This window comes from Phocaeicola vulgatus ATCC 8482 (genome assembly GCF_000012825.1).
Taxonomy (GTDB): Bacteria; Bacteroidota; Bacteroidia; order Bacteroidales; family Bacteroidaceae; genus Phocaeicola; species Phocaeicola vulgatus.
Genome location: NC_009614.1, coordinates 1,996,044 through 2,017,880, shown reverse-complemented (window position 1 = coordinate 2,017,880; position 21,837 = coordinate 1,996,044). Strand labels below are relative to the sequence as shown.

The window sequence follows — 21,837 nt, the reverse complement described above, 5'->3', positions numbered from 1 at the left end:
GATTTTTTTTCTGTACAGTTAATTATTCTACTTTATGTTTTCGTTTGATTTTCATAGTTATGTAGCAATGAATCACCGTCCAAACAGCCACATCCAACAGAAACAAGTTTGTTACGGAAAGGCAATGAATCAAAAAACAATTTCCCAATGCAAAAAAAGCTGCCATAATAATAATGCTTACCATAGCTTTACGTTGGGACATTCCTAAGGCTATAAATTTATGGTGGATATGATTCCGGTCTGGAAGAAATGGATTTTTACCGTTACGCAACCGGTGAATAACCACACGTATCACATCAAACATTGGTACAATCAAAAAAGAAAAAGCTATCACAATGCTACCGGGAAAGGCACTCTCTTTCACTGGATCGGACATACTCAGACGGATGACCATCACTGCCAGCAGCATCCCGATAGTGAGCGAACCGGTATCACCCATAAAGATCTTGCGTCCCCGATATATCTTACCGTATACGTTATAATAAAAGAACGGCAATAACACACTGAAAGCAGCTAGACTGATAAAGGCATACATCCACCATTGCAAATGGATGAACATGCAGCTGAAAGCGAGGAATGAGATAATACTCAACCCAGAGGCAAGTCCGTCAATGCCGTCTATCAAATTGATGGCGTTCAGGATATAGACGATGACGAATACTGTGAACGGCACTCCTATGTAATAAGGTATGACATAAATACCGAACAACCCGTATAGGTTGTCGAAGCATAACCCGGAAATCACCAACAGTATGCCACAAAGTATTTGCACTACAAATTTGGAACGGTAACGTACACCGATAAGGTCATCCATCATACCTATAAGATAAAGTATGAACAGACAACAGAGCATGGAAAGCAGACGGTTCGTCAAGTCCATGTCGAGTATGTTATAGCCCTGCCAAAGGTTGTAACCGATAATGGCAAGCGAAACCGTAACTGTGATACAAGGGAAAAAGGCGATACCGCCTAACCTTGGTATATGGGCAGTATGCAACTTACGTTCGTCCACTGAGTCGAACAGGCGACGTCGGAAAGAGACCAACGAAATGCGAGGCAGGACCATCGCACTCAATGTCCAGCCGACTATGACTATAAAGGCAAATTCGATAAAATGAAGAATGTCCACTATATGATTCTTTTGATGATTTTCTTAATCTTGCCCTATCCGTTGTAGAAAGGCTTGTGGAATATAGGAAGTAGCCACGGCGCATACGCCTTGGACGGTGACCACCAAACGGCGATTCTTCCTAATCCGGCAGATAACCCCTTCCGCTCCCTTGAACTTTCCGTCAATGACCCGTACACGTTCTCCCTGTTGAAACTTGGAATTGTCCTCCCCGAAATATTCCATTCCCTGCTCGCCGGACGAGGTGACCAGCATGAAAATGTTCATTTCCCGATCAGGAATGGCAAGGGGAAGTCTTTTCAATCCCTTCTGTCTTGTATATAGGATTACCTTATTGGTGAATTGTCGCTGTACTTCCAAAGCACGACAAACGGTTGAACGGAAGAACATAAGCGAATTAATGACCGGACGACGGAGTTTCTTCTTTATGCCGTTACGTTCCATCAAGGTTTCCTCACAAGGAATGTAAGTCTCGATCTTGTCTTTTTTCAATATATCCTCAATCTCGAAAACTTTGTTATAAAATACTTTTAGGGCGAACCAATGTTCGTGTGTGTGTGTTTCTATGTTCAACGAAAAGTAATGTTACCGGGTTGATAAAAAGGATATAATTTCCATTCCTGCACCTTCTGCTTTTTCAAATAAGGAAGATACAGCAATCAAGGTTAATCCGGTTTTTTCCTTCATAGGACTTCCGGAATGCGGGCCGCTCCTGACTACAGTGAGCGGATACCGTAACCCCGTATTCGTACCGTTTCTATGTAAGAGAGGGTACACATGTTGTTTTTGCTGATAATTAGGCATATACATTGCTATAAAAGTACATTTTTGCTCGGTTTGCTCGGTTTTAGACTCGAAAATACGCTCGAAAGGATAATGCAACGTTCTCCTTTTATTTTATATTCTTATTACGGTACTATTTTGATTTATATTAAATTAGTAATGCAAATAATTGATAATCAGTCATTTATAAATGGGGGGGGGGTAAAATAAGGAAATAAAAACGTTTATTTTACTTTTCAGTTTTACTGAGAATCATTACCTTTGCAGTGTGTTTTTACCCTCTCTTACATAGAAATGGTATCGTTCAAACCCTTCAAAATCTTCTCGTTCGCATTATCTATCACGGCATTGTCCAAAGAATCCAAGTAAATAAGCGTAGTCCTTTCGCTGCTGTGTCCCATCCCCGCACTGATGACGGCAATCGGTACGTTGTGGTTGCGTGCGGCGGTAGCCCAGCTGTGGCGAGGCGTATATGAGGACAAAGGTAATGGTTCGCCAAGCAATTTGCCCAACCGTTTCAACTTTCGGTTATGGTAGTTCAATCCGGTCCGATATTGCCGGTAAGCCTGATCCGGCTGTTCATCTGTAAGGACGGGGAAAAGATATGGACTTTCCGGATAAACCCGCCCATATCGTTCCAGTATCGCCGCCATACACGGTTCGATATGGAGTGTCAGGTATTGGCCTGTCTTATGACGACAATAGGTGATTCGCCCGCTGTCCACATTCTCCTTTTTCAGATATGCCATGTCCACAAACGCCATTCCACGGGCACAATAGCTGAACACGAACATGTCCCTGGAAAGTGCCAGGGCCGGTGAGTCCGAGAGGTCAATCCTTTGGAGCTTCAGGATGGTTTCCTCATCCACGGCGCGTTTCGGTGTACGAGCCACTCCTGTATAAACCTCACGAAACGGGAAAGTCTGCAACGCAAGACCTTGCCTTACGGCCTTGTTATAGACGGCACGCAGAATCCGCATATAGAACGAGCTGCTGTTCCTCGCTACCTTTTGTTGCCACAGCCATGCCTCATACCGACACGCCAGGGCGGAATCCAACAATGAGAAAGGAACGTCATCACCATCCAGGAAAGCGGAAAAGCTGTTCAGTGCACGCCGGTAATTACGCGAGGTACCGTATTGGCCGTTCTCCCAAAGCGCTTCCATCTCTTTTTTCATGTAGTATAGGAAACCGGGCTCGGAAGGCAGGGAGCGATAGCGGTTGAGTATTTCCAACAAGGTGTATGTTTCTCCGCTACAGTCCAGCTCGCGGATAATCTCACGGATGTCACGCATCTCCTTTTCCGCCCGTTTCCGGTAGGCGGTCAGGACCCTCTCATTGCCGGGGACAGCGACAAGCTCACGTTTCGTCTCATTCCACCACTCGGGAAATATCCTCATGTCGGTGGTAATCTGCCTGTTCTCCTGACGGTGGCAAAGCTGATAACAGAGCGTGCCGGCCTTACCCCGTACCGTCGATGGACGGAATTTTAATTTAATGGTAGCCATATATAGTCTGTTTTATGATGAATAATAGGTACATAGATACAACCCGTGGGCTATATTGTTGAAGGAAGAAAATAATATTTAGTCCTAGATTCCGCTTCTCCGCTTGGAACACCGAATATCACCTGATGCCGATGCCAAACTCTGTAAATCTTCTTGAAAGACAGTCCGAATAGCCTCGTAAAGAATCAAAGTCCGAAAATGAAAAGCGACGGTTTTTCCGTGGAACAAGTCCAAAAATATTTATATCGCATAAACAACAAGACAGTATATGTTTTCTGGGAAATTCGTGAAAAACAGGCGGATACCAGCGAGTTCCCTATAATCAAAGATAAATCAAAACCGTATTGTCACGGGCGTTCCGGCTTCGCTTTCCATGAGTATTTTCCTTGCGACAAGTCGCGGAAAATACACATGGAAACAAACGCCCGGACAATGGTTTTGATTTCGGGAAAGATTATAGGGACTCACTGCGACCGACGCGACGCATGACCGTGTCATTGATGAAAAAAGGAGGGCCTCCTTTATATCCCTAATAAATCCGGCAGGAAGTACGGGATATATGGGTAGGCCTGGCAATGTCTTATGAAAAAAACGCCGCCCCATGAGAAGACAGGGACTTCAGCTCCCTCTGCTCTGCATAATCCTCCCTTTGCGCCCGTGCCGGCTTCTTCGCCCTTCCTCCGCATACCATATCCTTGTTTTCACGGCATGTTTCCCTCACGGAAAACCAGTCTTTCGGACATTTGACGACATCTGATGACATCTGATGACACCTTTTTGAAAATCAGTGTTTTATTCGGATTTAGCCCATACATTTGAAGCGTCAAAGCAATTTATTAACCCCAAAAAGAAAAGGTATGGCACAAGAAAAGAGCCCGAATGGGAAGCCTAGACGAACCCGGAAACCGAAGGCCGTGAACGACGCCCCTTTGGTGGAACAGATCACCGAGCTGATGATGGTTCATAACAAGAGTGACCCGAAAGCCGGTGTACAAGTAGTCAGCGAGATCGACAAGGACGGGAAGGTCAAGACGGTTCCGGCGGACGAGAAGAATGAGAACTCATTCCTGAAATTCGACAAGAACTCGAGCATACTCGAAAACTTCATCAAGAATTTCTGGAGCCAGTTCAAGGAACCTACCCATTTCCGCCTGCTCCGCATGACCTTCCACGACTACAAGGTGAACAAGCAGGCGATCAAGGACCTGGCGGAAGGGAAAAAGACGGACGCAGTGAAGGAGTTCCTCAAACGCTACGAAATCCGTCCGAGAGAAAACAAGAAGGAACAAAGTGTAAACCAAAAAGAAAAAACAGCTATGGTAGACAAAGAGACACAACCGCAGGAACCCCTGCAACAGAGCGAGGTACAGCAGGCGGCACAGCAACAGCAGCAGCCCCAGGCTCAACAGGCAGCGCAGGAGTCACAAGGACCGCATTACCGGTATAATGAGAACATGGTCAACTGGGAGGAGTTGGAAAAGGTCGGAATCTCAAAGGCTTCGCTGGAACAGCAGGGACTCCTTGATTCCATGCTGAAGGGCTACAAGACCAACAAGCTGGTGCCCCTGACAATCCATCTTTCCGGTTTGCTGACAGCCAAACTGGATGCAAGGCTCTCACTCATCCCGCAACAGGATGGACAGGTGGGACTGGCCATTCACGGCATACGCAAGGAACCGCAGTTGGAACGCCCTTATTTCGGATTCAACTTCAGCGAGGAGGACAAGAAGAACCTGCGTGAGACCGGCAACATGGGACGTGCGGTGGAACTCAACCTGCGTGGCAGTGAGTACACCCCCTGCCTGATCTCCATCGACAAGAACACCAACGAGCTGGTCGCCGTCCGGCAGGAGCATGTCTACATCCCGCAGGAAGTGAGCGGGGTAAGACTTACGGACGAGGAGATCAGACTGCTGAAGGAGGGACAACCCGTCAAGGTGGAGGGGATGACCTCCAAGACGGGGAAGGAATTTGACGCCACGCTCCAATACAGCGCCGAGCGCAGGGGGCTGGAGTTCATCTTCCCGAAGAACCAGGTATTCAACGAGAAATCCATCGGGGGCGTACCGCTCTCACCCACCCAGATAAAGATGCTCAGCGAGGGACATACCATCCTGGTCGAGGACATGAAGTTCAAGAACAGGGACGGGGCTTTCTCCGCGTTTGTCACGATAGACCAGACGACAGGACGGCCGAATTACACCCGTCATAATCCGGAAACCGGAGAAATCTATATCCCCAAGGAGATATGCAGCGTGCAACTGACCCCCGAGGATAAGGAAACCTTACGCAAGGGGCAGGCCGTCTATCTGGAAAACATGATCAACCGTAAGGGAGAGGAATTCTCCGCGTTTGTCAAGCTGGACATGAATACCGGCAGGACGATGTACTCACGCACGCCGGACGGGTTCAACGAGCAGCAGGCACCACGTATCCCGGCGGAGGTTTACGGCCATGTGTTCACGGCGCAGGAAAAGGCAAACCTCCAGGACGGGAAGACCCTCCTTGTCGAAGGGCTGAAAAACAATGGGCAGACGTTCAGCTCCTACCTGAAAGTAAACCCTTATTCCGGGCAGTTGCAGTATTTCCAGGAGAACCCGGATATCCGCAGGGACACTTCCCGTCGTGCGGCACAGGCGGACACCGCCCAAGGCCAGCAGCAGGAACAAAAGAATGGCGCAAAACAAGCGGTATGACCCCGATCGGAGAGAAACAAAATCAGTTTTACAAACATCAAATCCCTGAACCGTATGAATATGAATCGGAACATCCCTTATATCTATAATGTAGAAGACATTGACTGGCCCGGCCTGAAGGCCGTGGGTATCAGCAAGGAGCAACTGGAAGCGGACGGCAACCTTGACCTGTTGTTGCAAGGCAAGGAGTCGGAAATCATCCCGTTGAGACTCCGTACCCCGGTAATCAGCCTGGCCATGGATGCCACATTCAAACTGGTACCCGGTGACAACAACAGGCCAATCATGGAAATCAACGGCATCCGTCAGGAGGAATCTCCAAAGAAATAACAAAAAATAAAACAAGTTTAACATGTCCCCGTATCGCCCAATCCGGTACGGGGCATCAAAAAGAAAAAGAATATGATCGCAATAGTGACTGACAGGCCCAACGTGGGCAGAGAGATAGCAAGAGTGTTGGGAGCAGGCAGAAAGGAGAACGGCTATATGACCGGGAACGGCTACATGGTGACATGGACATACGGCAACATGCTCTCCCTGGCAATGCCGAAGGATTCAGGAACAGCCCGTGTGGAGCGGGAGGACCTTCCCCTGCTGCCGCCTTCCGTCCTGACAGTAAGGCACGTGAAGACGGATACCGGGTGGAATCCCGACATCAATGCGGTGCTCCAGTTGAAAGTGATAGCCAAGGTACTCAACGCATGCGACACCATCATCGCGGCAACCGACGCTTCCCGGGAGGGAGAGATGCTGTTCCGCCATCTTTACGGCTTTCTGGGGTGCAAACAACCCTGCCTCCGCCTCTGGATCTCGTCTCTGACGGACGAGGCCATCACGGAAGGCATGGCGAACCTCCTTCCATGTGACCGGTTCGACAACCTGTTCCTGGCGGCGGACAGCCGTAACCGGGCGGACTGGCTCCTGGGCGTCAATTCAAGCCATGCCATCTGCAAGGCGGTAGGCTTCGGGAACAACTCGCTGGGCAGGGTACAGACCCCCGTACTGGCGGAGATATGCAGACGGTACCGGGAGAGGGAGAACCACATGCCGGCTGACAGCTGGCCCGTATTCATCAGCCTATGCAAGAATGACCGTATCCTAAAGATGCGCCACGTGGACGACCTTGTGGCCCGCCGGGAGGCACTGGCATTGTACGAGGATTGCAAGGCGGCAAAGAACGCCCGCATCACAGCGGTAAGGAAACGGACGGAGGAAATCGGGGCACCGGCACTTTACAACCTGGCCGAACTGCAGAAAGACGCGAACCGTTACCACGGCCTGACGGCCATACAGGTGCAGGAGATTGCACAGAGCCTGTACGAGAAGAGGCTGATTTCCTATCCGCGCACCTCCAGTCGCCTGTTGCCGGGGGATGTATATGACACGTTGCCGCCTGTCATGGAGAAGATGCTCTCCCGCAAGGAGTTCCGACAATATGCCGGTATGGTTGACCTTGCCGCGCCGCAGGACAGCATTGGGGCACAAGACACCATGGAGCATCATGCCATCATCATTACAGGTATACAGCCCGGTAAATTGGGCCGGGAGGAAATGCAGGTTTACACGCTCATTGTCGGCAGGGTGCTTGAAACGTTCATGCCGCCCTGCAAGGTGGAATACACAACCGTCGATGCGGTGTGCGCCGCACGTAAATTCCGCATCCGTACATACCGCATCCTGGAAAAAGGATGGCTCGGAATCTTCGAGAGGGAACATATTGTCGCAAAAGGCTGTATGCCCTGCCCGATGCTGCCGGAATTTTTTCAGGAAGAGATACTGCCGGTGGCAGGGTGCAGCCTTATACATAAGAAATCGTTACCGGTCTCCCCTTATACAGACGAGGAACTGGTGGACTACATGGACAAGGCCGGACTGGGCACCGTCTCCACCCGCACGAATATCCTCCGCACGCTGCTGGAACGTAAATACATCCGTTATTCGGGTAAATATGTCGTCCCGACCCCTAAAGGGCTTTTCCTGTATGAGACGGTACGCGGTATGAAGGTGGCCGACGCCTCCCTCACCTCGGGCTGGGAAACTGAACTGGCACGGATAGAACGGGGGGAACTCTCGCAGGAAGAGTTCCTGGACGGCGTGCTGGAAACGGTAAATGAGGTGACAGGCGAGATATTCCGGAACCATCCGGTGGAAAAGCGGCCACAGGGAACCATATAAACAAATGTCAAAGCCAACAAGACAAGGGAAGTGCAGACGTCTGTCTGTACTTCCTTTTTATTTTTTATATGTGCAAGATACGTTTTTCCGATTTTAAGCGGCAAAGGTCTTGGATTGCCTCGTTTTTGCCGCAAGGCGGCCCCCTTTGGGGGCTTGGTTGGTCAAAAGAAAATCATCCTCGCTTCGCTGCGGTATTTTCTTTTGCCAAGCCTTGCGCAAAAAGGCAATCCAAGGGCCGGAGGCCTATAAAATCGGGAAAACATATCCCGATGGGATTATTCATTCTTAAAAATTTAAAGACATGAAACTGCGACTTATCGAAAACATCTGCAAGCGGACGGTCTCACTGGTCCTGCTTACGGGAATATGCCTGCTCTACAGCAAGGGAATCATTCCCGTGTATCTGCTCGTCCTGTTCCTTTTGTCGGGAACGCTCATCAGCCTCCTTTTCAGGACGTTCACCCTCATTGTAAAAATAATTATCGCCCTGACCGTCATGGGCATGCTTGTATAACCCTTAAAGCATAAAGGCATGAGAACAGCTGCATTCACCCCGCCGGCTCCAGCCATGCCGGCCGCATGGCCCGCCACAAGCCGTGTGAGACCTGTAAAAAAACGGATTCCCGATACGACAGACGGACCGAAACGTATCGGCTACTATCTGGAACCGTTGAGGGGCATCGCCTCGAATCCGGACAGGCAGAGAATCCTAAAGGATTTTTTCAAGGAAACCTATGTATAACATTTAAAATTTTACCATTATGTTTTTTCAAGCAATCAACCAAATGATCACGGCAGGCACAGACCTGAGTATCAACATCAGACGAGTAAACAACAATCTGACGGTGGCCGTTGTTCCCAGACGGTCGGGGGTAAAGGACGGGGAACGCATCGTCCCGCTCATCCTGAACGGTACGCCGGAAGAGCTGGATGCGGGCTTCCTGCAGGCTGTCGGCACGCCCGTACAGAAAGCGCAGGGCATCCTTACCAACCTGGAAGCGTTCGAGAAGCAGGCAGAACAGGCGGCCTCACAAAGCAAAGCCGCCAGGTCAGCGGCTGAGAAAGAGTCCAAGGAGGTCCGCGAGAAACGGGAAAAGATGGAAAAGCTGCTTAAGAAGGCGGAGGATGCCATGACCGGCAAACGCTATTCCGAAGCGTTGACATGGCTCAAGCAGGCTAGGATACTGGCACTTCCGGACAAGCAGAAGGAAATTGACGAGAAGATGGCGGAGGTACAGAAAAAGGCATCGGAGGGAAGCCTGTTCGGCATGGAACAACCGCCAATGCCCAAGCCGCAACCGGCGGCAGCCCCGACATCGCAATACCGAAGCGGAGAGCAAATCCCGATGTTTTTGCCCGAGCAGCCGGCTCCGGTTCCGCAACCCATTTCACAACCGCAACCGCCCCGGCCGGCTGTACATTCAGGACAGCAAACACCATTTGCCGGACAGCCGCAAACACAACCCGTACAATATACTATTTCCGCACCACAAGCGCAACCGGTCCCGCAACAGGCAGTTCCACAACCGCAAGGAATCCAATTCCATCAACCGGTACAGATGCCACAGGCACGGATGGACGGAAAGCAATGGATGCAACCGGCCTCGTCACAGTATGCACCGGCGCAGGAGACCGCAAGAACTCATGAGGAGCGTGAATACCTCCGGCAACCGCAAGAGGCTGCAATGTACAACTTCGACAAGGACTGCGAGGATGACCGGGAACTGCTCAGGGAAGACCCGTACGCGGAATATCCGGACTTCCCGAAGGAATGCCGCATGACGGACATGGCACAAATGGACATGGTATATTGTTAAACCTTATAAAAGAAGAGAAATTATGGCACTTGAAATCAAAGGATTGCAGAGAGTCTTCAAATTCAAGAAGGACTCTAAGGAACTGGTATTGAGCGACCCGAACAACGAACTGTCCGTAAACGAGGTGATGGACTTCTACTCCATGACCTATCCCGAACTGACAACGGCGACCGTTCACGGACCGGAATGGGAGGAGGACAAGGCGGTCTACCGCTTCAAGACAACCATCGGAGTGAAAGGATAATCGTATGGACAAGAGAAAGAAAAAGGAGGACAAACCATGCAGACAGCTCTCAGAATCAGCCAAGGAGAATCTGGCAGGACTCATTATCCGTTTGGCCGGCCCGTCAGACATCCGAAGAGGAACATTGGGACAAAAAAGGAGGATACTGCCGCCACCGGGAAGCGTCATGATTTTCTGACAGATAAGATTCCTCCCCTCGCACCGGATTTCTGGCATAAAGACGGATATGACGGTTCCCCGGTCAATCTCACGACACCGGAGAATTTTGACTATCTCTACCAATCGGCATCGAACTATGCCGGACTTATGGGTATAAAGCTTCCTTTCCGATACAGGAAAGGGGGCAGCCCCCGTCTGAAAATCACCGAACTGTACAAGGCGATGGACGAGAGCGTGCCGGAATGTGTCAATCTGGAAGAGAAAGAAGGAAGGCTCCATTTCTGTCTGTTCCGCCATCACGACTGGCCGGAACCCGAGCTGTTCTGGATTCCCATCGACTTTACGGAACGGCTTCCCGTACCATTGAGGAACATTGTCAAGGAGTTCATCCGGCAATTCGTCCGGCATCACGGAGTCTGCAATGTCACCGAGGCGTTTTGCTATGACTTCGCCATAGAGGAACTGGAAGACTGGGAAAACCGGGATTCCGACGCTTCCCCGAAAGAAATCAGGGCGAACAGGCGACTGGCGGATTCCTACCAGTCAGGAAAACGGGCGAAAGCGCTCAAACGGATGTCGGGAAAACCGTTCTGCAATTCTCTGGAAGAGGCTGTACGGAATTACCGGACAAAAAAGGAGAAGGAGCAAAAACTGTTGGACCTGATAAGGGAGGGCATGGCACTGATCACCCCGGAAAGCCCGAACCTCACAGACTACCTGTACGATTGGGCGTATGAGGAGGAGCGTGATTTTTACCCGGTGGGAATGGAAAGCCAGGTCATGCTGGTCTACTCTACCCGCGACACGCTGGCTGAATGCATGGAAGGGTTCATGAACTCGGACTACCAGGAGACTTATGCCCTTACACCGGTCACATACAGGTTCCTTACACCGGAAACGGACTGTCTCTTCCAAATGGACGACTACCCGGAAAAGCTTTCAAAATGGCTGGCACGTTTTACAAAACATATAGCTGACAACTTCTAAAATGAACGATATGAATGAACTGACCAATAAATTGCAACAGGTGATGGTGCCCAAGGCGGCACTGATCGCGTATGAATACCGTGAGAACCGCTATGGGAACGGAATGCATTACCTCGAACTGCATCCCATCAATGACAGGGGCAGGATGGAGGCTGCCATGCCTGTCACCTATGAGTTCATGGACTCCCTGGTGGAATCCTATACGGATGACAGGCGGAACGTGCCGCACGGGAAAATCCCCGCCAACATGCTGTGGTGTGATACCCGCAAGGGGCACGAGAGGTACATCTGGTACAATCCTCCGGGAAAACGGCGGATGTTCTTTGCCGGAAGCCTGAATATTCCTGACGGGACATTCCATGTGCCCGGCGTGATCTACAAGGTTTCCGGTGACAGGCTGGACATTTTCTCCTACAAGGGGGAAAAACCGGCGGAGAACAGCCCGCTTTTCCTCGCCCCTTTCTTCAATGTCACGGGCAGCAGTGTCTGTCTGGGAAACGCCGCGTTGACTCCCCCGGAAGACATGACTTTCTCAAAACTCCTCGAGTATTGGGAAAAACGTTTCTGGCTCAGCGAGTTCTCCCATCTGGGAGGAAGCAGGAACCCGACCGGAAGCAACCTGGTCTCGGTAACGGAAAAGGCACGCGCCAATCCGTTTGACGAGAACGAACTGAAACCCATGAGCAAACAACTTAAAGACTTACTGGCATGAAAAAGATTCATTATACAGACAGATACCTGCTCAATCCCTACCATCCCGTGACCGTCTTCGTAATCGGTGCGGGCGGAACAGGCTCACAGGTGGCCACCGGCCTGGCGCGGATGAGCGTGGCATTACAGGCGCTAGGACATCCGGGACTGCACGTGACGGTCTTTGACCCCGATACCGTCACGGAAGCGAACATCGGACGCCAGCTGTTCAGCGGATCGGAACTCGGATTGAACAAGGCAGCGGCACTCGCGACCCGCATCAACCGTTTTTTCGGCTTCTCGTGGGAGGCAAAGGGGCAGCGTTATCCGCTGAAAGCCTCCGCAGACCGGGAAGAACCCGCCCTGGCGAACATCATCGTCACCTGTACCGACAACACCCGCTCCAGGATGAACCTCTGGCGGTTCCTGAAGAAACACAGGGAACACACTTCCAACAACGAGCGGTCGCCCATATACTGGATGGACTTCGGCAACGCCCGGACCACCGGACAGGTCCTGATAGGGAACATCCGTGGCAAGATTCTCCAGCCCGTCTCCAACGAGTACCTGCCCATTCCCCGCATGAACGTCATTACCGAAGAGGTACGCTACTCCACCATCAAGGAAAAGGATTCGGGACCGAGCTGCTCGCTGGCGGAAGCCTTGCAGAAGCAGGACCTTTTCATCAATTCCATACTGGCACAAACCGGCTGCGACATCCTGTGGCGTATGCTCAGGGAAGGAAGGACATTCTACCGGGGTGCCTATCTCAATCTCGATACGCTACGGATTAATCCCATTCCGGTATAGACAACAACCGTCAGCTTCCTTTTATGCATCCTTGCCATGCATAAAAGGAAACTGACGGTTCCTGATTGTTCCCGCCATGCGGTTCAGTCTTTCAGCCGCACGGCACTTGCCACTCCCTTGTCTGTCATGACCAGCTCGTACCTGTCCAGCCTTTCATAAAGTTTGCCCAATGTCTTGCATCCATATCTTCTGACCTTGAATTTGGGCATCATTTTTTTCAATGCGCCGCCGATCAGCGAAAGGGACACCTCCCCTTTACCGTCAGCCGCTTGCTCAAAAGCCTTGTCAAAATACTCCATGTCCCTTTGGATAAAAAATTCGGGAGTATTGTCCGAAACCCTGTTTTCCTTCCGGTCGGCATACAGGAACACGGAACAGGACCGCACCAATGATACGGGAGTCTTATCCTCCCCATATCCCAGCACCTTCAATCCGGCCTCACGTATCCGTTGGGCAAGCAGGCTGTAGTCACCGTCACTGGCTACCAGACAGAAACAGTCCGCCCGACCGTCACGAAGAATGTCCATCGCGTCTATGACCAGCGCGATATCGGTCGTGTTCTTTCCGGGAGCATGGGAGGAAGCCTGTACAAGCCTGAATCCATGCTCCCGGGCAATTCCCTTCCATGCGGAAAGCGCTTTTCTCGTCCAATCTCCATAAATTCGTCTCACAACGGCATCCCCATAACGGGAAACAAAGCCCATTATATCCTCCATCTTCTCAAAGGAGGCGTTATCCCCGTCAATAAGGACCGCAACGGCATATCTAGAATTGGTATTTGTCTTCATAACAACTGTTTATGAAACAAAGTTAGCATAACTTCCGCATATTGATACTCCCACGCTCATTTTTTCTTTCCGCGTTTCAGCAAGAATTCCTGTATTTCCGAGCTTCTGTAGAAGTTTTTTCCGTTATCGTCCGTCTGGTAATAGCGGATCAGCCCCTTTTCCCGGTAACGGGCGACTGTCCGCAACGACACGTTGAGCAGCCTGGCTATGTCATAATTGTCCAACAGCTCGTCCCCGTTCATGAAATCCTTCACACGCCCCATCCTGTCCAGTTTCTTTTCTATGCGGTCAAAACCTTCCACTATGGTCATTATCATTTTCTCAAGCACTTCATTGTCTATATACATCATGGCGTATCTCTCCTGTCTTTTAAAGGTTCTTACTGAAATACCCTTTCTTGTGCGCACTTTCGAGAGTATATGCCATCTTTAGTGAAAAATCTATGCCGGAGTGCCGGTATTAACTTAATTGCATATTACATCTTATTTATAATCAAGTGAATAGTATTGCGTAATTTTTATCAGTGGATGGTAAGCGTAAAATTTTGAAGTGTAAAACTGTAAAGTCCGTAATGTAAACTTTACAATTTACAGATACCACTCCGCCTATATTCTTAAAACCGGGTAAACTGAAGACGTTTCCACACAAGGTATTCAACATATATGGTTGATAATATTTATTTCAGAGCATTTTCCTGAAGTTTGCCCCTGCAACCCTTTGTTACATATGACGTTTAATGACATCTGATGTCATTTGACGACATCCTTTTGGACATGAATATTCCCTTTCATATTTTCGTATCCGACAAAAATGAAGTTTATGGAGTTTGTATGTATCGAGGCTAAAACATTCATGGAAATGAATGAGGCTCTGGAAGCCGTTGTAAAAAAAATGTGTGAAACATGCGGAAGTTGCGTATCCGGTATGGACGACTGGATTGACAACCAGGAGGCTTGCATGCTCATGGACGTCTCTCCCGGAAAGATGTTGCAGCTTCGCAGAAGCAGTGCCATCCCTTACAGTCATATAGACCGTAAGGTGTATTACAAGCGTCAGGATATTATCCGTTTTATGGAAAACAATATTCACCGTATAACCCTTTAGAAGTGCTATGATTCAATCCCTGTTAACCAAAGAAACCCCGGAAATCATTCGTTTTTTCCGGAACATAGACAGCCTGTCCGAAATGCTGGACAAGCAGGAGGAGAAATTACGTCCGGTTCTGAACGGAGAACGTTACATTACGGACCGTGAGCTTGCCGAACAGTTGAAACTGACACGCAGGACGCTGGCAGAGTACAGAATAAACGGCAAACTGCCTTACTACAAAATAGGAGGCAAACTATTATACAAGGAAAAGGACATCCTTGCTTTGTTGGAAAAAAACAGAATGGAAGCTTTTGATGTATAACCCCACATGTTCACAAATGCCAGACATGTTTAATTAGAAAAATGAAATATTAGGTATCAACGATTTTGCAACTTTAACGCCCCGAAAAATCAGCCTTTTTCGGGGCGTTAAAGTTGGGCTAGCAAGCACACTACTTATGAACAAGGTAGCTTTTTACCGTGGAATCAAAGCTTTCCGTCATTTCCGCATTACCTTTTCATACCAGTCACACTCGGAGCGAAAACCATAGAAAGATTTTCCGTCTCCACCCAAATCCCACGGAGAAGTCAATTCGATGGAGAAAAAAGGCAGTCGCTCATAACTTTCCTGGTGCATCAGTACTTTCACTTTTCGTCTGAACCGCTTGGATGCCACTTTCTTTCCCTTCTTCTGAGACTTGCAGCAACAATTAACCCCAGCCGGGAACTTTTTTCTTGATCTGCTCATTTTGATGTAATATTTTGAAGCATGCGGTTGGCTTACCCTCATGTTTCCGTTAAACATTACATCTTCTTTTCTATTTGTACCATACTTTACATCTGTTTTCAAACAATCAGTCTGCAAATATACCATTTTTTAGAAGCTAATTAGAAGCAAAAGACTTATCTTTGTCATAATTACGTGTTGACAAGTCAAATGGAAAGCCAAAAACCGGGTCAGCGGATTTTCCTGGTTGGTAAGCTTTCTTTTAAGCGTATAGCCTAGCCAGTCTGAACATGAAGAATTTCAGATCAGCCACCCCTCTTAACTGGCTTCGAAAAGCTTTGATTTTAGCATTGAACGACTCCGCTGAAGCATTTGTCAATCGTTCTTCAAAATAATTTATGATGGTCGTACTATGGTTTGAAAAGGTATCAAGTACCTTGTTGAACTCCATATAGTCAAACTTTTCCACTTCATTGTACCATCTTGCGAGATTTAGCCTTGCTTCATCGGGACCTGACTTCTTGTTGAAGATGTCTGTCAGTTTCATGCTAAGGCTGTATCCTTCCAGAAGCTTGGGGAATTTATCAAAGAGAATGGCAGCCCTGGTCTTTTGCTGTTCATTCCATTTGCTCCAGTGTTTCAGTATAATATGCTTGCTTCTGCTTACTATCTGTGGCAGGGTTTCTCCGTTCTCCATTCTTTCAGGCTCCCATTTCCCTATTCTCTCCCTTTCCGCCTTACTCTTTGCTTCTTTCTTCTTTTGACGGTGCTCCCTGATAGCCTGATTTTCCGCATCAAGTACTTTCCACCGATAGCGTATTCTTAACCGGTCAACAGCTTCAGACATGAGCTGCTGTACATGAAAACGGTCATTGATCAGCTTTGCGGCAGGAAACACCTTTCTGACCGTCAGCATCATGGCTGAAGATAAATCTGTAGTGACAGTCTTGACAGACAGCCGTTTCCGGTGCGGAAGCCTGCGCAAGATTCCGCTTACCGCATCTGTGGCCACTCCACGAACCATTGCAACTAAAGCCCCCTTACGGCCTTTGGCTGCTTTATTGGTCAGAATCGTATAAACATCTCCATTGCTCAGGCAAGTTTCATCCAAAGAAAGGTTTTCTCCAATGTTTTCAGGATAAAGGAGGTAGTCATGCGCATGTTCGAGTTGGTCCCAGTTCCGGTAATCACTGATTTTCTCCTTGTATTGTTTACGAAGAGTCTGTCCTTTTACGCCATAACGTTCCGCAAGCACACAGATGCTCACAGGAGTAGATTCAATCTCCTTCTTTTAAAAAAGAAACGAACTCAGAATTGAGCCGTGTACCGTCAAATTCGGATAAATCCCAGTCATAGCTGAAGATTTCATTGGAAGACTTGTCAAGCCATTTACGTTTACGGACATGGAGATAAGTGGCGCGACCACGAATAGGGTAGTCTTGGATTGTACGGTACTCACCAAAACCATAGGATATGATATCCGGGTTGGTCTTATCTTCTTTTAGCTGAACTTTTTTTTCATCAAGATAAATATCAAAACGGTCAGCACTCTTGTCGAAATTGACAATATCAAAGTTGTCTATAAGCACATCCGGAAGGATGGCACGAAGGAGTCGTTCGGGTTTCATAAAACAAAGGTAAGCAAAGATAGCTAATTTTAAAACTTACCAACCAGAAATTTCCGCTGAGCCCAAAAACCGAACTGTAACCTATTATACACTATAACATGGCAAAAAAGAAAAACAGCATAAAGAAAGAAAAAATAATCGAGGTTTTACAGCAGATACCCGAAAAGGATTTGCGTTCCTTCTTAGAGAAAATAATATGTAGACCGGTTGTCAAGGCCCGGTTCCTAAAGGAATTCGATGCCTATTTCATAAACAAAAAATCCGCCGATGTATACATCGAGCAGATTATTGGTGTCTTTCACGACTCCAAAGAGGAATATGGATGCATTTCTTTCAACAAACAGTCAGAATTGTCCGGCAAAATGTATGACGTAATGCCGGACTTTACTGGAAAAGTTATCCAAAGTTCAATCCTGACTGATTAAACATAAATCTTGAAGTATGAATATTGACTTTGTTTTCTCCTGGGCTGAAAATGAACAAGGCAAGATGGTCCATGTTGACAACGTGCCCAGAGGTATTCAATGCGGATGCAAGTGTCCTTATTGTCACGAACGCTTGCTTGCCCGTCACGGTGAAGTGAGACAGCACGGTTTTGCCCATCACAGTGATACACGTGGAGCCAACCTTAAGATATGCTATGTGGTCACCATGTATAAATTGGCAGAGCAGATTATTCAAAACGCAAAACGTATTCATGCACCTTCTTATTATGGAATATTTCCTGAAATGGATATTGAATTCGTTGATGTACGAATTGACAGTTGCTTTGAACGGGCAGATAAACAACCGGACGTAATTGCGACAACAAAAGAAGGTCAGCAATATCTTATTGAATTCCTTTTCCAGTACAAGATCCAACACAAGACCGCTATTGATTATAAGAACATGAATTGCTTGGAAATAGACCTTTCCAACCAAAGTCTGGAAACACTGGAATCTTTTCTGTTATCTTCTTCAAAGGACAGGAAATGGATGAATAACGTGACTTATTTTTCTCAAGTAGGATCTTTGTACAACAAGGCCGGAAAGCCCGTACGGGTGGTTGATGAATCTGAATGCAGGCAATGTGAATTGGGATGTTCGTACCATTGTGCAGGTGTTCCTGTTTACAGTTTGACAGGTATAAATCAATACTTAGTCATTGAAGAAAGCGGACATAAATATAGGCTCTGCAAGTCTGAGTTATTCCAAAATTACCAGCAAGAATATGAACGTATTAAATCCGAGAACGAGAGAAAGGAACGAATCAAAGAGAAGGAAAGGTCAGAAGCTGAAGCAAGAAAGAAAAAGGAGGAAGAAGAGCTGAAAATCTCCATAGAAAAACGTAGAATAATTGATGAGCAGGAAGCATTGTCAGACCCTTCGTCGCGCACTTGTTTTCAATGCGAATACAATCTCCAGTGGGCTAACCGTAATGGTTATGCCAATTGCGGAGCATGGAAAAGTATAAGTGTTCCTCAAAAAACGCCTCCCAGTTGTGCCCGAGCATGTAAGCGGTTTAGAAGAATTATTTCATAATTTTCTTTCTCGATCTCTATTTTTAACTGTCATTGTACTGATAACGCATCATAATTACGCTTTAATCTTCAATATAATGTCACTTATTATCAAGAATTTCTGATATAACAGGCCGAAACTTTATGGGGCTATGATAAATCGGTCATCTTGTATGAGTAACTTTCTCATCAGTATAACACTTACCATTGTTGATGCAAACTCTCTCCTCCCAAAATCTGCTCACTCACCATACAACACATCCAGCATTTCCGCCGTCAAGTGTTCATCAGAAAACCTTACTGCGCACTCTTCTTCCGTGGCATAACCCATATAATTGATGCTGCCATACCACATCTTTTTTTTATCAATCATCACCAATTGAAAGGTCAAACGTTCGGATACACGAACCGTCAAACCCTCCCTTTGCAACCACTCTGCTTCTTCAGTCTTGTTTCTCACGAACACAACCACCTGTACTCCCCGCTGCATAGCTTCCTTCAAGGCGATTCCTAATTGAGAACGCTTTTTCAATCCGGTTTTCGTTACAGAGATAATTACGGTATGTCTGGCTTGAGCTATATCCTCAACCAAGGGGGACAGATAGTTATTACCTGAAAATATACTTTGCGTATGATGACCGGTTACAAGCACTCCTTTCTCTAACAACTGATAGCCAATAGCCGCATATCCTTTCAGCCTGCGCTGGTACATGCGGTCGCACAATGGCAAGTGAATGTCGATGTAATCATAAATGCGGACATCAGTCTTTCCATGATACTCGCGGTGCAAACGTCCGGCGTATTGTGCCACAATGCCTTTCCATGAAACAGGAGAAACCAAGAATAGGGTATCCAAACGAGGATAATCAAAGCCTTCACCTACATAACGTCCGGTTGCCACAATCACCAAAGGCTCCTCTGGAGGAAGCGCTGCCAACCGTTCCATCTTTTCACGCTTCTCCTTCATGGATTCGGCACCCACCAAGGTAATGACATGCCTGCAATATACAGAAAGCAGCAGCCCCAGCCGCTCCACATGTGAAGTGAGCGCGGTCAGCACGATCGGTGTCCGTCCGTCTGCCAGAACCATACGCACATCTTCCACAATCTGTGCATTCCGCTGTTCATCCGTAGCAAGGGATTGTACGATTCGCGCGTATATTGGCGGTTCATCTAAAAGGTCCCGGCACGCTGTAAACCGAGGCACCAGCCATCGCTTGAAAGTCTGCCTGGTTATTTGACTTTTGGCATCTGCCGAATAGCGTATCGGCCCACACTGCATAAAAATAATAGGCTGATGGCCGTCCTTCCGAATGGGAGTAGCTGTCAACCCATACACATACATGGCAGGAACCGATTTCAAGATTTGCTCAAAGTTGACCGCAGAAACATGATGGCACTCATCGACAATCACCATGCCGTACCGGCGGACGAAAGACTTTACCCCCTCATCGGTCAAGCAGGATTGCATGAGGGCGACATCTACCCATCCATGCAAGCTGTTTCCTTTGGAATCTAACGTACCAAAGGGAGAAAAATACTTTTTCCTTCCCCGCTTCGGAACGGCTTCTTCTACCGGATATTCCAACTCCAGAAATTCCTCCAACCGCACCTCCCATTGTTCCAGCAAGGTCCTTGTATGTACCAGAATCAAGGTATTTACCTTACGTTCTGCTATCAGGCCGATGGCTGTTACGGTTTTGCCGAAAGCTGTTGTTCCATTCAGGATACCCTGATCATGCTGCATCAGTATGCGTACGGCTTCGGCTTGTTCTTCACGTAACTGCCCTTTGAAATGTACCATAAGAACTTGCCCTTTTTCCCGCTCGTCCTGAATGGAATAAGCTACCTCATTGGCATTTAACAGTTCCAACACCGCATCCTCACAGCCCCGAGGTAATGCCAGATAATCCTCCAGAACTTCCGCACAGGAAATGACACGCGGTATATTATAGGTAGAAAGGCGCATTCCTTGTTTAGCATAGAATTCCGGATTCCTGAACGAAGCGACCCGCTTCAGATGTGACAGCACTTTCCCTGAAACGCCCTTCAACGGCACATAAATCCGATTGGAACGGACAATATTCATTGTTTTGGGGAAATCATATCGGGTGACAGCCTGCACTTCGGGCACTTTCCAAGGAACATTCTCACTGGTGGTGGATAATCCGCCTATATCCGTTGAGAGCCCTTTCCGTTGAAGAAGGACATCCACTTCCTCCTCTGAAACCTTAACGACCTGCTGCAGATAACTCCACTGGTCCTTAAAGGCTACAAAGTCTTCATCGACAAAGACGCTATTGCCCAGTTTACGGGCTTGCCCCTGCAAAGGCAAAGCAACCAGGTTCCCCAATCCACCCTCCGGGAGATAATCCTGATTCGGAAATAAACGGTCATAAGACTTGAAAGTCAACTTCACGTTCCGCTCCATGGCATGAGTCAACAAGGCAAAGCCTAACTTCCTTGCCTTTACGGCAGGTACAGGTTGCCCGAAGAAAATCCAGACATGGGCTCCATTACCTGAACGGGAACGTTCCATATAACAGTGTATTCCCCATGACTTGCAAACCTTCACATAGGCCAATACATCAGTCTGATAGCCATGGACACAGGATTTATCGTCGAAATCGGCGCATAAGAAGCAGCAAGTATTATCAGGAAGAATAGCATATGCCCCTATTACATCCCCCCCTTCCGGATGCTTTCCCTCCAAGTGCTTATACACATCCTCATAGGAAAGTGCCTTGAATTGGCGGTGGGGACATTCCGCACACTTAAACTTCTTCTTGTCACAGTATGCCCGATTCCATTCATTCAGACATACCGGCTGATATCCGGACTTGTCGGACGTACGGCTATACCAACGTCGGGCAAATACATCTTCCCTACCTCGGAACAGACTCCTGAACAAAGCTACCTTCTCCTCTAAAGACAGGCGGACATCTGGCTGTTCCTTTGGGAGAAGTGTGCTACATCCGACAGCTCCCCCTGCATTCCCGCTTTTGAGGCGCTGAATCTCCTGATTCAAAACAGCGTTCTCCTTCAGAAGGTTTTGATAAGCCTCCCGAAGTTCTTCATAGGTGTATCTCATATCCATAAAAGTACCAT

24 protein-coding genes are annotated in these 21,837 nt (G+C 48.0%); 15 read left to right on the top strand and 9 right to left on the bottom strand.

Annotation, left to right across the window (positions count from 1 at the left end; genetic code table 11):
• Positions 1 to 22: 22 nt before the first annotated feature.
• The 3 genes from BVU_RS07770 to BVU_RS07755 all read right to left on the bottom strand — a co-directional run bounded on the left by BVU_RS07770 (position 23) and on the right by BVU_RS07755 (position 3,420).
• Positions 23 to 1,129: an MraY family glycosyltransferase gene (locus BVU_RS07770; RefSeq protein ID WP_005636844.1), complete on the bottom strand. Its 1,107-nt coding sequence runs from the start codon at positions 1,127 to 1,129 to the stop codon at positions 23 to 25.
• Positions 1,130 to 1,153: 24 nt separating this feature from the next.
• Complete coding sequence (locus BVU_RS07765) at positions 1,154 to 1,702, bottom strand: UpxY family transcription antiterminator (protein ID WP_005636842.1); 549 nt, start codon at positions 1,700 to 1,702, stop codon at positions 1,154 to 1,156.
• Positions 1,703 to 2,196: 494 nt separating this feature from the next.
• Positions 2,197 to 3,420, bottom strand: coding sequence for a tyrosine-type recombinase/integrase (locus tag BVU_RS07755; protein ID WP_005636834.1), 1,224 nt, complete (start codon positions 3,418 to 3,420; stop codon positions 2,197 to 2,199).
• 198 nt (positions 3,421 to 3,618) lie between these two features.
• On the opposite strand from BVU_RS07755, the gene BVU_RS07750 reads away from it, so the two are divergent.
• From BVU_RS07750 to BVU_RS07695, 11 genes are all read left to right on the top strand, one after another.
• Complete coding sequence (locus BVU_RS07750) at positions 3,619 to 3,909, top strand: hypothetical protein (protein WP_005636831.1); 291 nt, start codon at positions 3,619 to 3,621, stop codon at positions 3,907 to 3,909.
• 368 nt (positions 3,910 to 4,277) lie between these two features.
• Positions 4,278 to 6,116: a DUF3945 domain-containing protein gene (locus BVU_RS07740; RefSeq protein ID WP_005636827.1), complete on the top strand. Its 1,839-nt coding sequence runs from the start codon at positions 4,278 to 4,280 to the stop codon at positions 6,114 to 6,116.
• A 54-nt stretch (positions 6,117 to 6,170) separates the two neighbouring features.
• Positions 6,171 to 6,446: a DUF4099 domain-containing protein gene (locus BVU_RS07735; RefSeq protein ID WP_005636825.1), complete on the top strand. Its 276-nt coding sequence runs from the start codon at positions 6,171 to 6,173 to the stop codon at positions 6,444 to 6,446.
• A gap of 72 nt (positions 6,447 to 6,518) precedes the next feature.
• Positions 6,519 to 8,291: a DNA topoisomerase gene (locus tag BVU_RS07730; protein ID WP_005636823.1), complete on the top strand. Its 1,773-nt coding sequence runs from the start codon at positions 6,519 to 6,521 to the stop codon at positions 8,289 to 8,291.
• A gap of 301 nt (positions 8,292 to 8,592) precedes the next feature.
• Positions 8,593 to 8,805, top strand: a complete 213-nt coding sequence (locus BVU_RS21460; protein ID WP_005636819.1) for a hypothetical protein — start codon at positions 8,593 to 8,595, stop codon at positions 8,803 to 8,805.
• Between the two features lie 18 nt (positions 8,806 to 8,823).
• Positions 8,824 to 9,033, top strand: a complete 210-nt coding sequence (locus tag BVU_RS07720) for a hypothetical protein (protein ID WP_005636817.1) — start codon at positions 8,824 to 8,826, stop codon at positions 9,031 to 9,033.
• A 19-nt stretch (positions 9,034 to 9,052) separates the two neighbouring features.
• A complete protein-coding gene (locus BVU_RS07715) occupies positions 9,053 to 10,108 on the top strand; it encodes a PRTRC system protein E (protein WP_005636815.1) in 1,056 nt (351 codons plus the stop codon).
• Between the two features lie 22 nt (positions 10,109 to 10,130).
• The gene (locus tag BVU_RS07710) at positions 10,131 to 10,352 is read left to right on the top strand and encodes a PRTRC system protein C (protein WP_005636813.1); all 222 of its coding nucleotides are present in this window, start codon (positions 10,131 to 10,133) and stop codon (positions 10,350 to 10,352) included.
• Between the two features lie 36 nt (positions 10,353 to 10,388).
• Positions 10,389 to 11,498 carry a hypothetical protein gene (locus BVU_RS07705; RefSeq protein ID WP_005636810.1) on the top strand — a complete coding sequence of 370 codons (1,110 nt, stop codon included), beginning with the start codon at positions 10,389 to 10,391 and terminating at the stop codon, positions 11,496 to 11,498.
• A gap of 10 nt (positions 11,499 to 11,508) precedes the next feature.
• Positions 11,509 to 12,210, top strand: coding sequence for a prokaryotic E2 ligase family D protein (locus BVU_RS07700; RefSeq protein ID WP_011965215.1), 702 nt, complete (start codon positions 11,509 to 11,511; stop codon positions 12,208 to 12,210).
• Positions 12,207 to 12,998, top strand: a complete 792-nt coding sequence (locus tag BVU_RS07695; RefSeq protein WP_005636807.1) for a PRTRC system ThiF family protein — start codon at positions 12,207 to 12,209, stop codon at positions 12,996 to 12,998. The genes BVU_RS07700 and BVU_RS07695 overlap by 4 nt, the downstream gene beginning before the upstream one ends.
• A gap of 83 nt (positions 12,999 to 13,081) precedes the next feature.
• Here the strand turns inward: BVU_RS07695 and BVU_RS07690 are convergent, their stop codons facing one another.
• Together BVU_RS07690 and BVU_RS07685 are read right to left on the bottom strand one after the other, a co-directional pair.
• Positions 13,082 to 13,786 carry an NYN domain-containing protein gene (locus BVU_RS07690; protein WP_005636805.1) on the bottom strand — a complete coding sequence of 235 codons (705 nt, stop codon included), beginning with the start codon at positions 13,784 to 13,786 and terminating at the stop codon, positions 13,082 to 13,084.
• Positions 13,787 to 13,842: 56 nt separating this feature from the next.
• A complete protein-coding gene (locus tag BVU_RS07685; RefSeq protein ID WP_005636803.1) occupies positions 13,843 to 14,136 on the bottom strand; it encodes a helix-turn-helix domain-containing protein in 294 nt (97 codons plus the stop codon).
• Between the two features lie 469 nt (positions 14,137 to 14,605).
• Here BVU_RS07685 and BVU_RS07680 point away from each other — a divergent pair, with 469 nt between their 5' ends.
• Together BVU_RS07680 and BVU_RS07675 are read left to right on the top strand one after the other, a co-directional pair.
• On the top strand, positions 14,606 to 14,890 hold the full coding sequence (locus BVU_RS07680) for a helix-turn-helix domain-containing protein (protein WP_032558344.1): 285 nt from the start codon (positions 14,606 to 14,608) through the stop codon (positions 14,888 to 14,890).
• 7 nt (positions 14,891 to 14,897) lie between these two features.
• Entirely contained in the window at positions 14,898 to 15,197 is a 300-nt protein-coding gene (locus tag BVU_RS07675; protein WP_005636800.1) for a helix-turn-helix domain-containing protein, read from the top strand.
• 177 nt (positions 15,198 to 15,374) lie between these two features.
• Here the strand turns inward: BVU_RS07675 and BVU_RS07670 are convergent, their stop codons facing one another.
• From BVU_RS07670 to BVU_RS07660, 3 genes are all read right to left on the bottom strand, one after another.
• Complete coding sequence (locus BVU_RS07670) at positions 15,375 to 15,623, bottom strand: hypothetical protein (protein WP_227945676.1); 249 nt, start codon at positions 15,621 to 15,623, stop codon at positions 15,375 to 15,377.
• 241 nt (positions 15,624 to 15,864) lie between these two features.
• Positions 15,865 to 16,869 (bottom strand): ISAon1 family transposase, encoded by a 1,005-nt coding sequence (locus BVU_RS07665; RefSeq protein WP_011964719.1) that lies wholly within the window; start codon positions 16,867 to 16,869, stop codon positions 15,865 to 15,867.
• A gap of 10 nt (positions 16,870 to 16,879) precedes the next feature.
• The gene (locus BVU_RS07660) at positions 16,880 to 17,230 is read right to left on the bottom strand and encodes an ISAon1 family transposase N-terminal region protein (RefSeq protein ID WP_005645980.1); all 351 of its coding nucleotides are present in this window, start codon (positions 17,228 to 17,230) and stop codon (positions 16,880 to 16,882) included.
• 98 nt (positions 17,231 to 17,328) lie between these two features.
• Between BVU_RS07660 and BVU_RS07655 the strand changes: the two genes are divergently transcribed.
• Both BVU_RS07655 and BVU_RS07650 read left to right on the top strand, forming a co-directional pair.
• The gene (locus BVU_RS07655; protein WP_005636798.1) at positions 17,329 to 17,655 is read left to right on the top strand and encodes a hypothetical protein; all 327 of its coding nucleotides are present in this window, start codon (positions 17,329 to 17,331) and stop codon (positions 17,653 to 17,655) included.
• Positions 17,656 to 17,671: 16 nt separating this feature from the next.
• Positions 17,672 to 18,751, top strand: coding sequence for a hypothetical protein (locus BVU_RS07650; RefSeq protein WP_011965213.1), 1,080 nt, complete (start codon positions 17,672 to 17,674; stop codon positions 18,749 to 18,751).
• A 219-nt stretch (positions 18,752 to 18,970) separates the two neighbouring features.
• Here BVU_RS07650 and BVU_RS07645 read toward each other — a convergent pair whose 3' ends face one another.
• Complete coding sequence (locus BVU_RS07645; RefSeq protein WP_171030713.1) at positions 18,971 to 21,826, bottom strand: TOTE conflict system archaeo-eukaryotic primase domain-containing protein; 2,856 nt, start codon at positions 21,824 to 21,826, stop codon at positions 18,971 to 18,973.
• Between the last annotated feature and the right edge of the window lie 11 nt (positions 21,827 to 21,837).

What these genes read in the sequence shown, in the direction of transcription:
- BVU_RS07655 (WP_005636798.1), top strand. Translation starts at nt 17,329, where the DNA reads ATGGCAAAAAAGAAAAACAGCATAAAGAAAGAAAAAATAATCGAGGTT.
- BVU_RS07720 (WP_005636817.1), top strand. Translation starts at nt 8,824, where the DNA reads ATGAGAACAGCTGCATTCACCCCGCCGGCTCCAGCCATGCCGGCCGCA.
- BVU_RS07735 (WP_005636825.1), top strand. Translation starts at nt 6,171, where the DNA reads ATGAATATGAATCGGAACATCCCTTATATCTATAATGTAGAAGACATT.
- BVU_RS07750 (WP_005636831.1), top strand. Translation starts at nt 3,619, where the DNA reads ATGAAAAGCGACGGTTTTTCCGTGGAACAAGTCCAAAAATATTTATAT.
- BVU_RS07710 (WP_005636813.1), top strand. Translation starts at nt 10,131, where the DNA reads ATGGCACTTGAAATCAAAGGATTGCAGAGAGTCTTCAAATTCAAGAAG.
- BVU_RS07650 (WP_011965213.1), top strand. Translation starts at nt 17,672, where the DNA reads ATGAATATTGACTTTGTTTTCTCCTGGGCTGAAAATGAACAAGGCAAG.
- BVU_RS07700 (WP_011965215.1), top strand. Translation starts at nt 11,509, where the DNA reads ATGAATGAACTGACCAATAAATTGCAACAGGTGATGGTGCCCAAGGCG.
- BVU_RS07715 (WP_005636815.1), top strand. Translation starts at nt 9,053, where the DNA reads ATGTTTTTTCAAGCAATCAACCAAATGATCACGGCAGGCACAGACCTG.
- BVU_RS07645 (WP_171030713.1), bottom strand. Translation starts at nt 21,826, where the DNA reads ATGGATATGAGATACACCTATGAAGAACTTCGGGAGGCTTATCAAAAC.
- BVU_RS07660 (WP_005645980.1), bottom strand. Translation starts at nt 17,230, where the DNA reads ATGAAACCCGAACGACTCCTTCGTGCCATCCTTCCGGATGTGCTTATA.
- BVU_RS07670 (WP_227945676.1), bottom strand. Translation starts at nt 15,623, where the DNA reads ATGAGCAGATCAAGAAAAAAGTTCCCGGCTGGGGTTAATTGTTGCTGC.
- BVU_RS21460 (WP_005636819.1), top strand. Translation starts at nt 8,593, where the DNA reads ATGAAACTGCGACTTATCGAAAACATCTGCAAGCGGACGGTCTCACTG.
- BVU_RS07705 (WP_005636810.1), top strand. Translation starts at nt 10,389, where the DNA reads ATGCAGACAGCTCTCAGAATCAGCCAAGGAGAATCTGGCAGGACTCAT.
- BVU_RS07680 (WP_032558344.1), top strand. Translation starts at nt 14,606, where the DNA reads ATGGAGTTTGTATGTATCGAGGCTAAAACATTCATGGAAATGAATGAG.
- BVU_RS07685 (WP_005636803.1), bottom strand. Translation starts at nt 14,136, where the DNA reads ATGATGTATATAGACAATGAAGTGCTTGAGAAAATGATAATGACCATA.
- BVU_RS07695 (WP_005636807.1), top strand. Translation starts at nt 12,207, where the DNA reads ATGAAAAAGATTCATTATACAGACAGATACCTGCTCAATCCCTACCAT.
- BVU_RS07675 (WP_005636800.1), top strand. Translation starts at nt 14,898, where the DNA reads ATGATTCAATCCCTGTTAACCAAAGAAACCCCGGAAATCATTCGTTTT.
- BVU_RS07730 (WP_005636823.1), top strand. Translation starts at nt 6,519, where the DNA reads ATGATCGCAATAGTGACTGACAGGCCCAACGTGGGCAGAGAGATAGCA.
- BVU_RS07740 (WP_005636827.1), top strand. Translation starts at nt 4,278, where the DNA reads ATGGCACAAGAAAAGAGCCCGAATGGGAAGCCTAGACGAACCCGGAAA.
- BVU_RS07690 (WP_005636805.1), bottom strand. Translation starts at nt 13,786, where the DNA reads ATGAAGACAAATACCAATTCTAGATATGCCGTTGCGGTCCTTATTGAC.
- BVU_RS07755 (WP_005636834.1), bottom strand. Translation starts at nt 3,420, where the DNA reads ATGGCTACCATTAAATTAAAATTCCGTCCATCGACGGTACGGGGTAAG.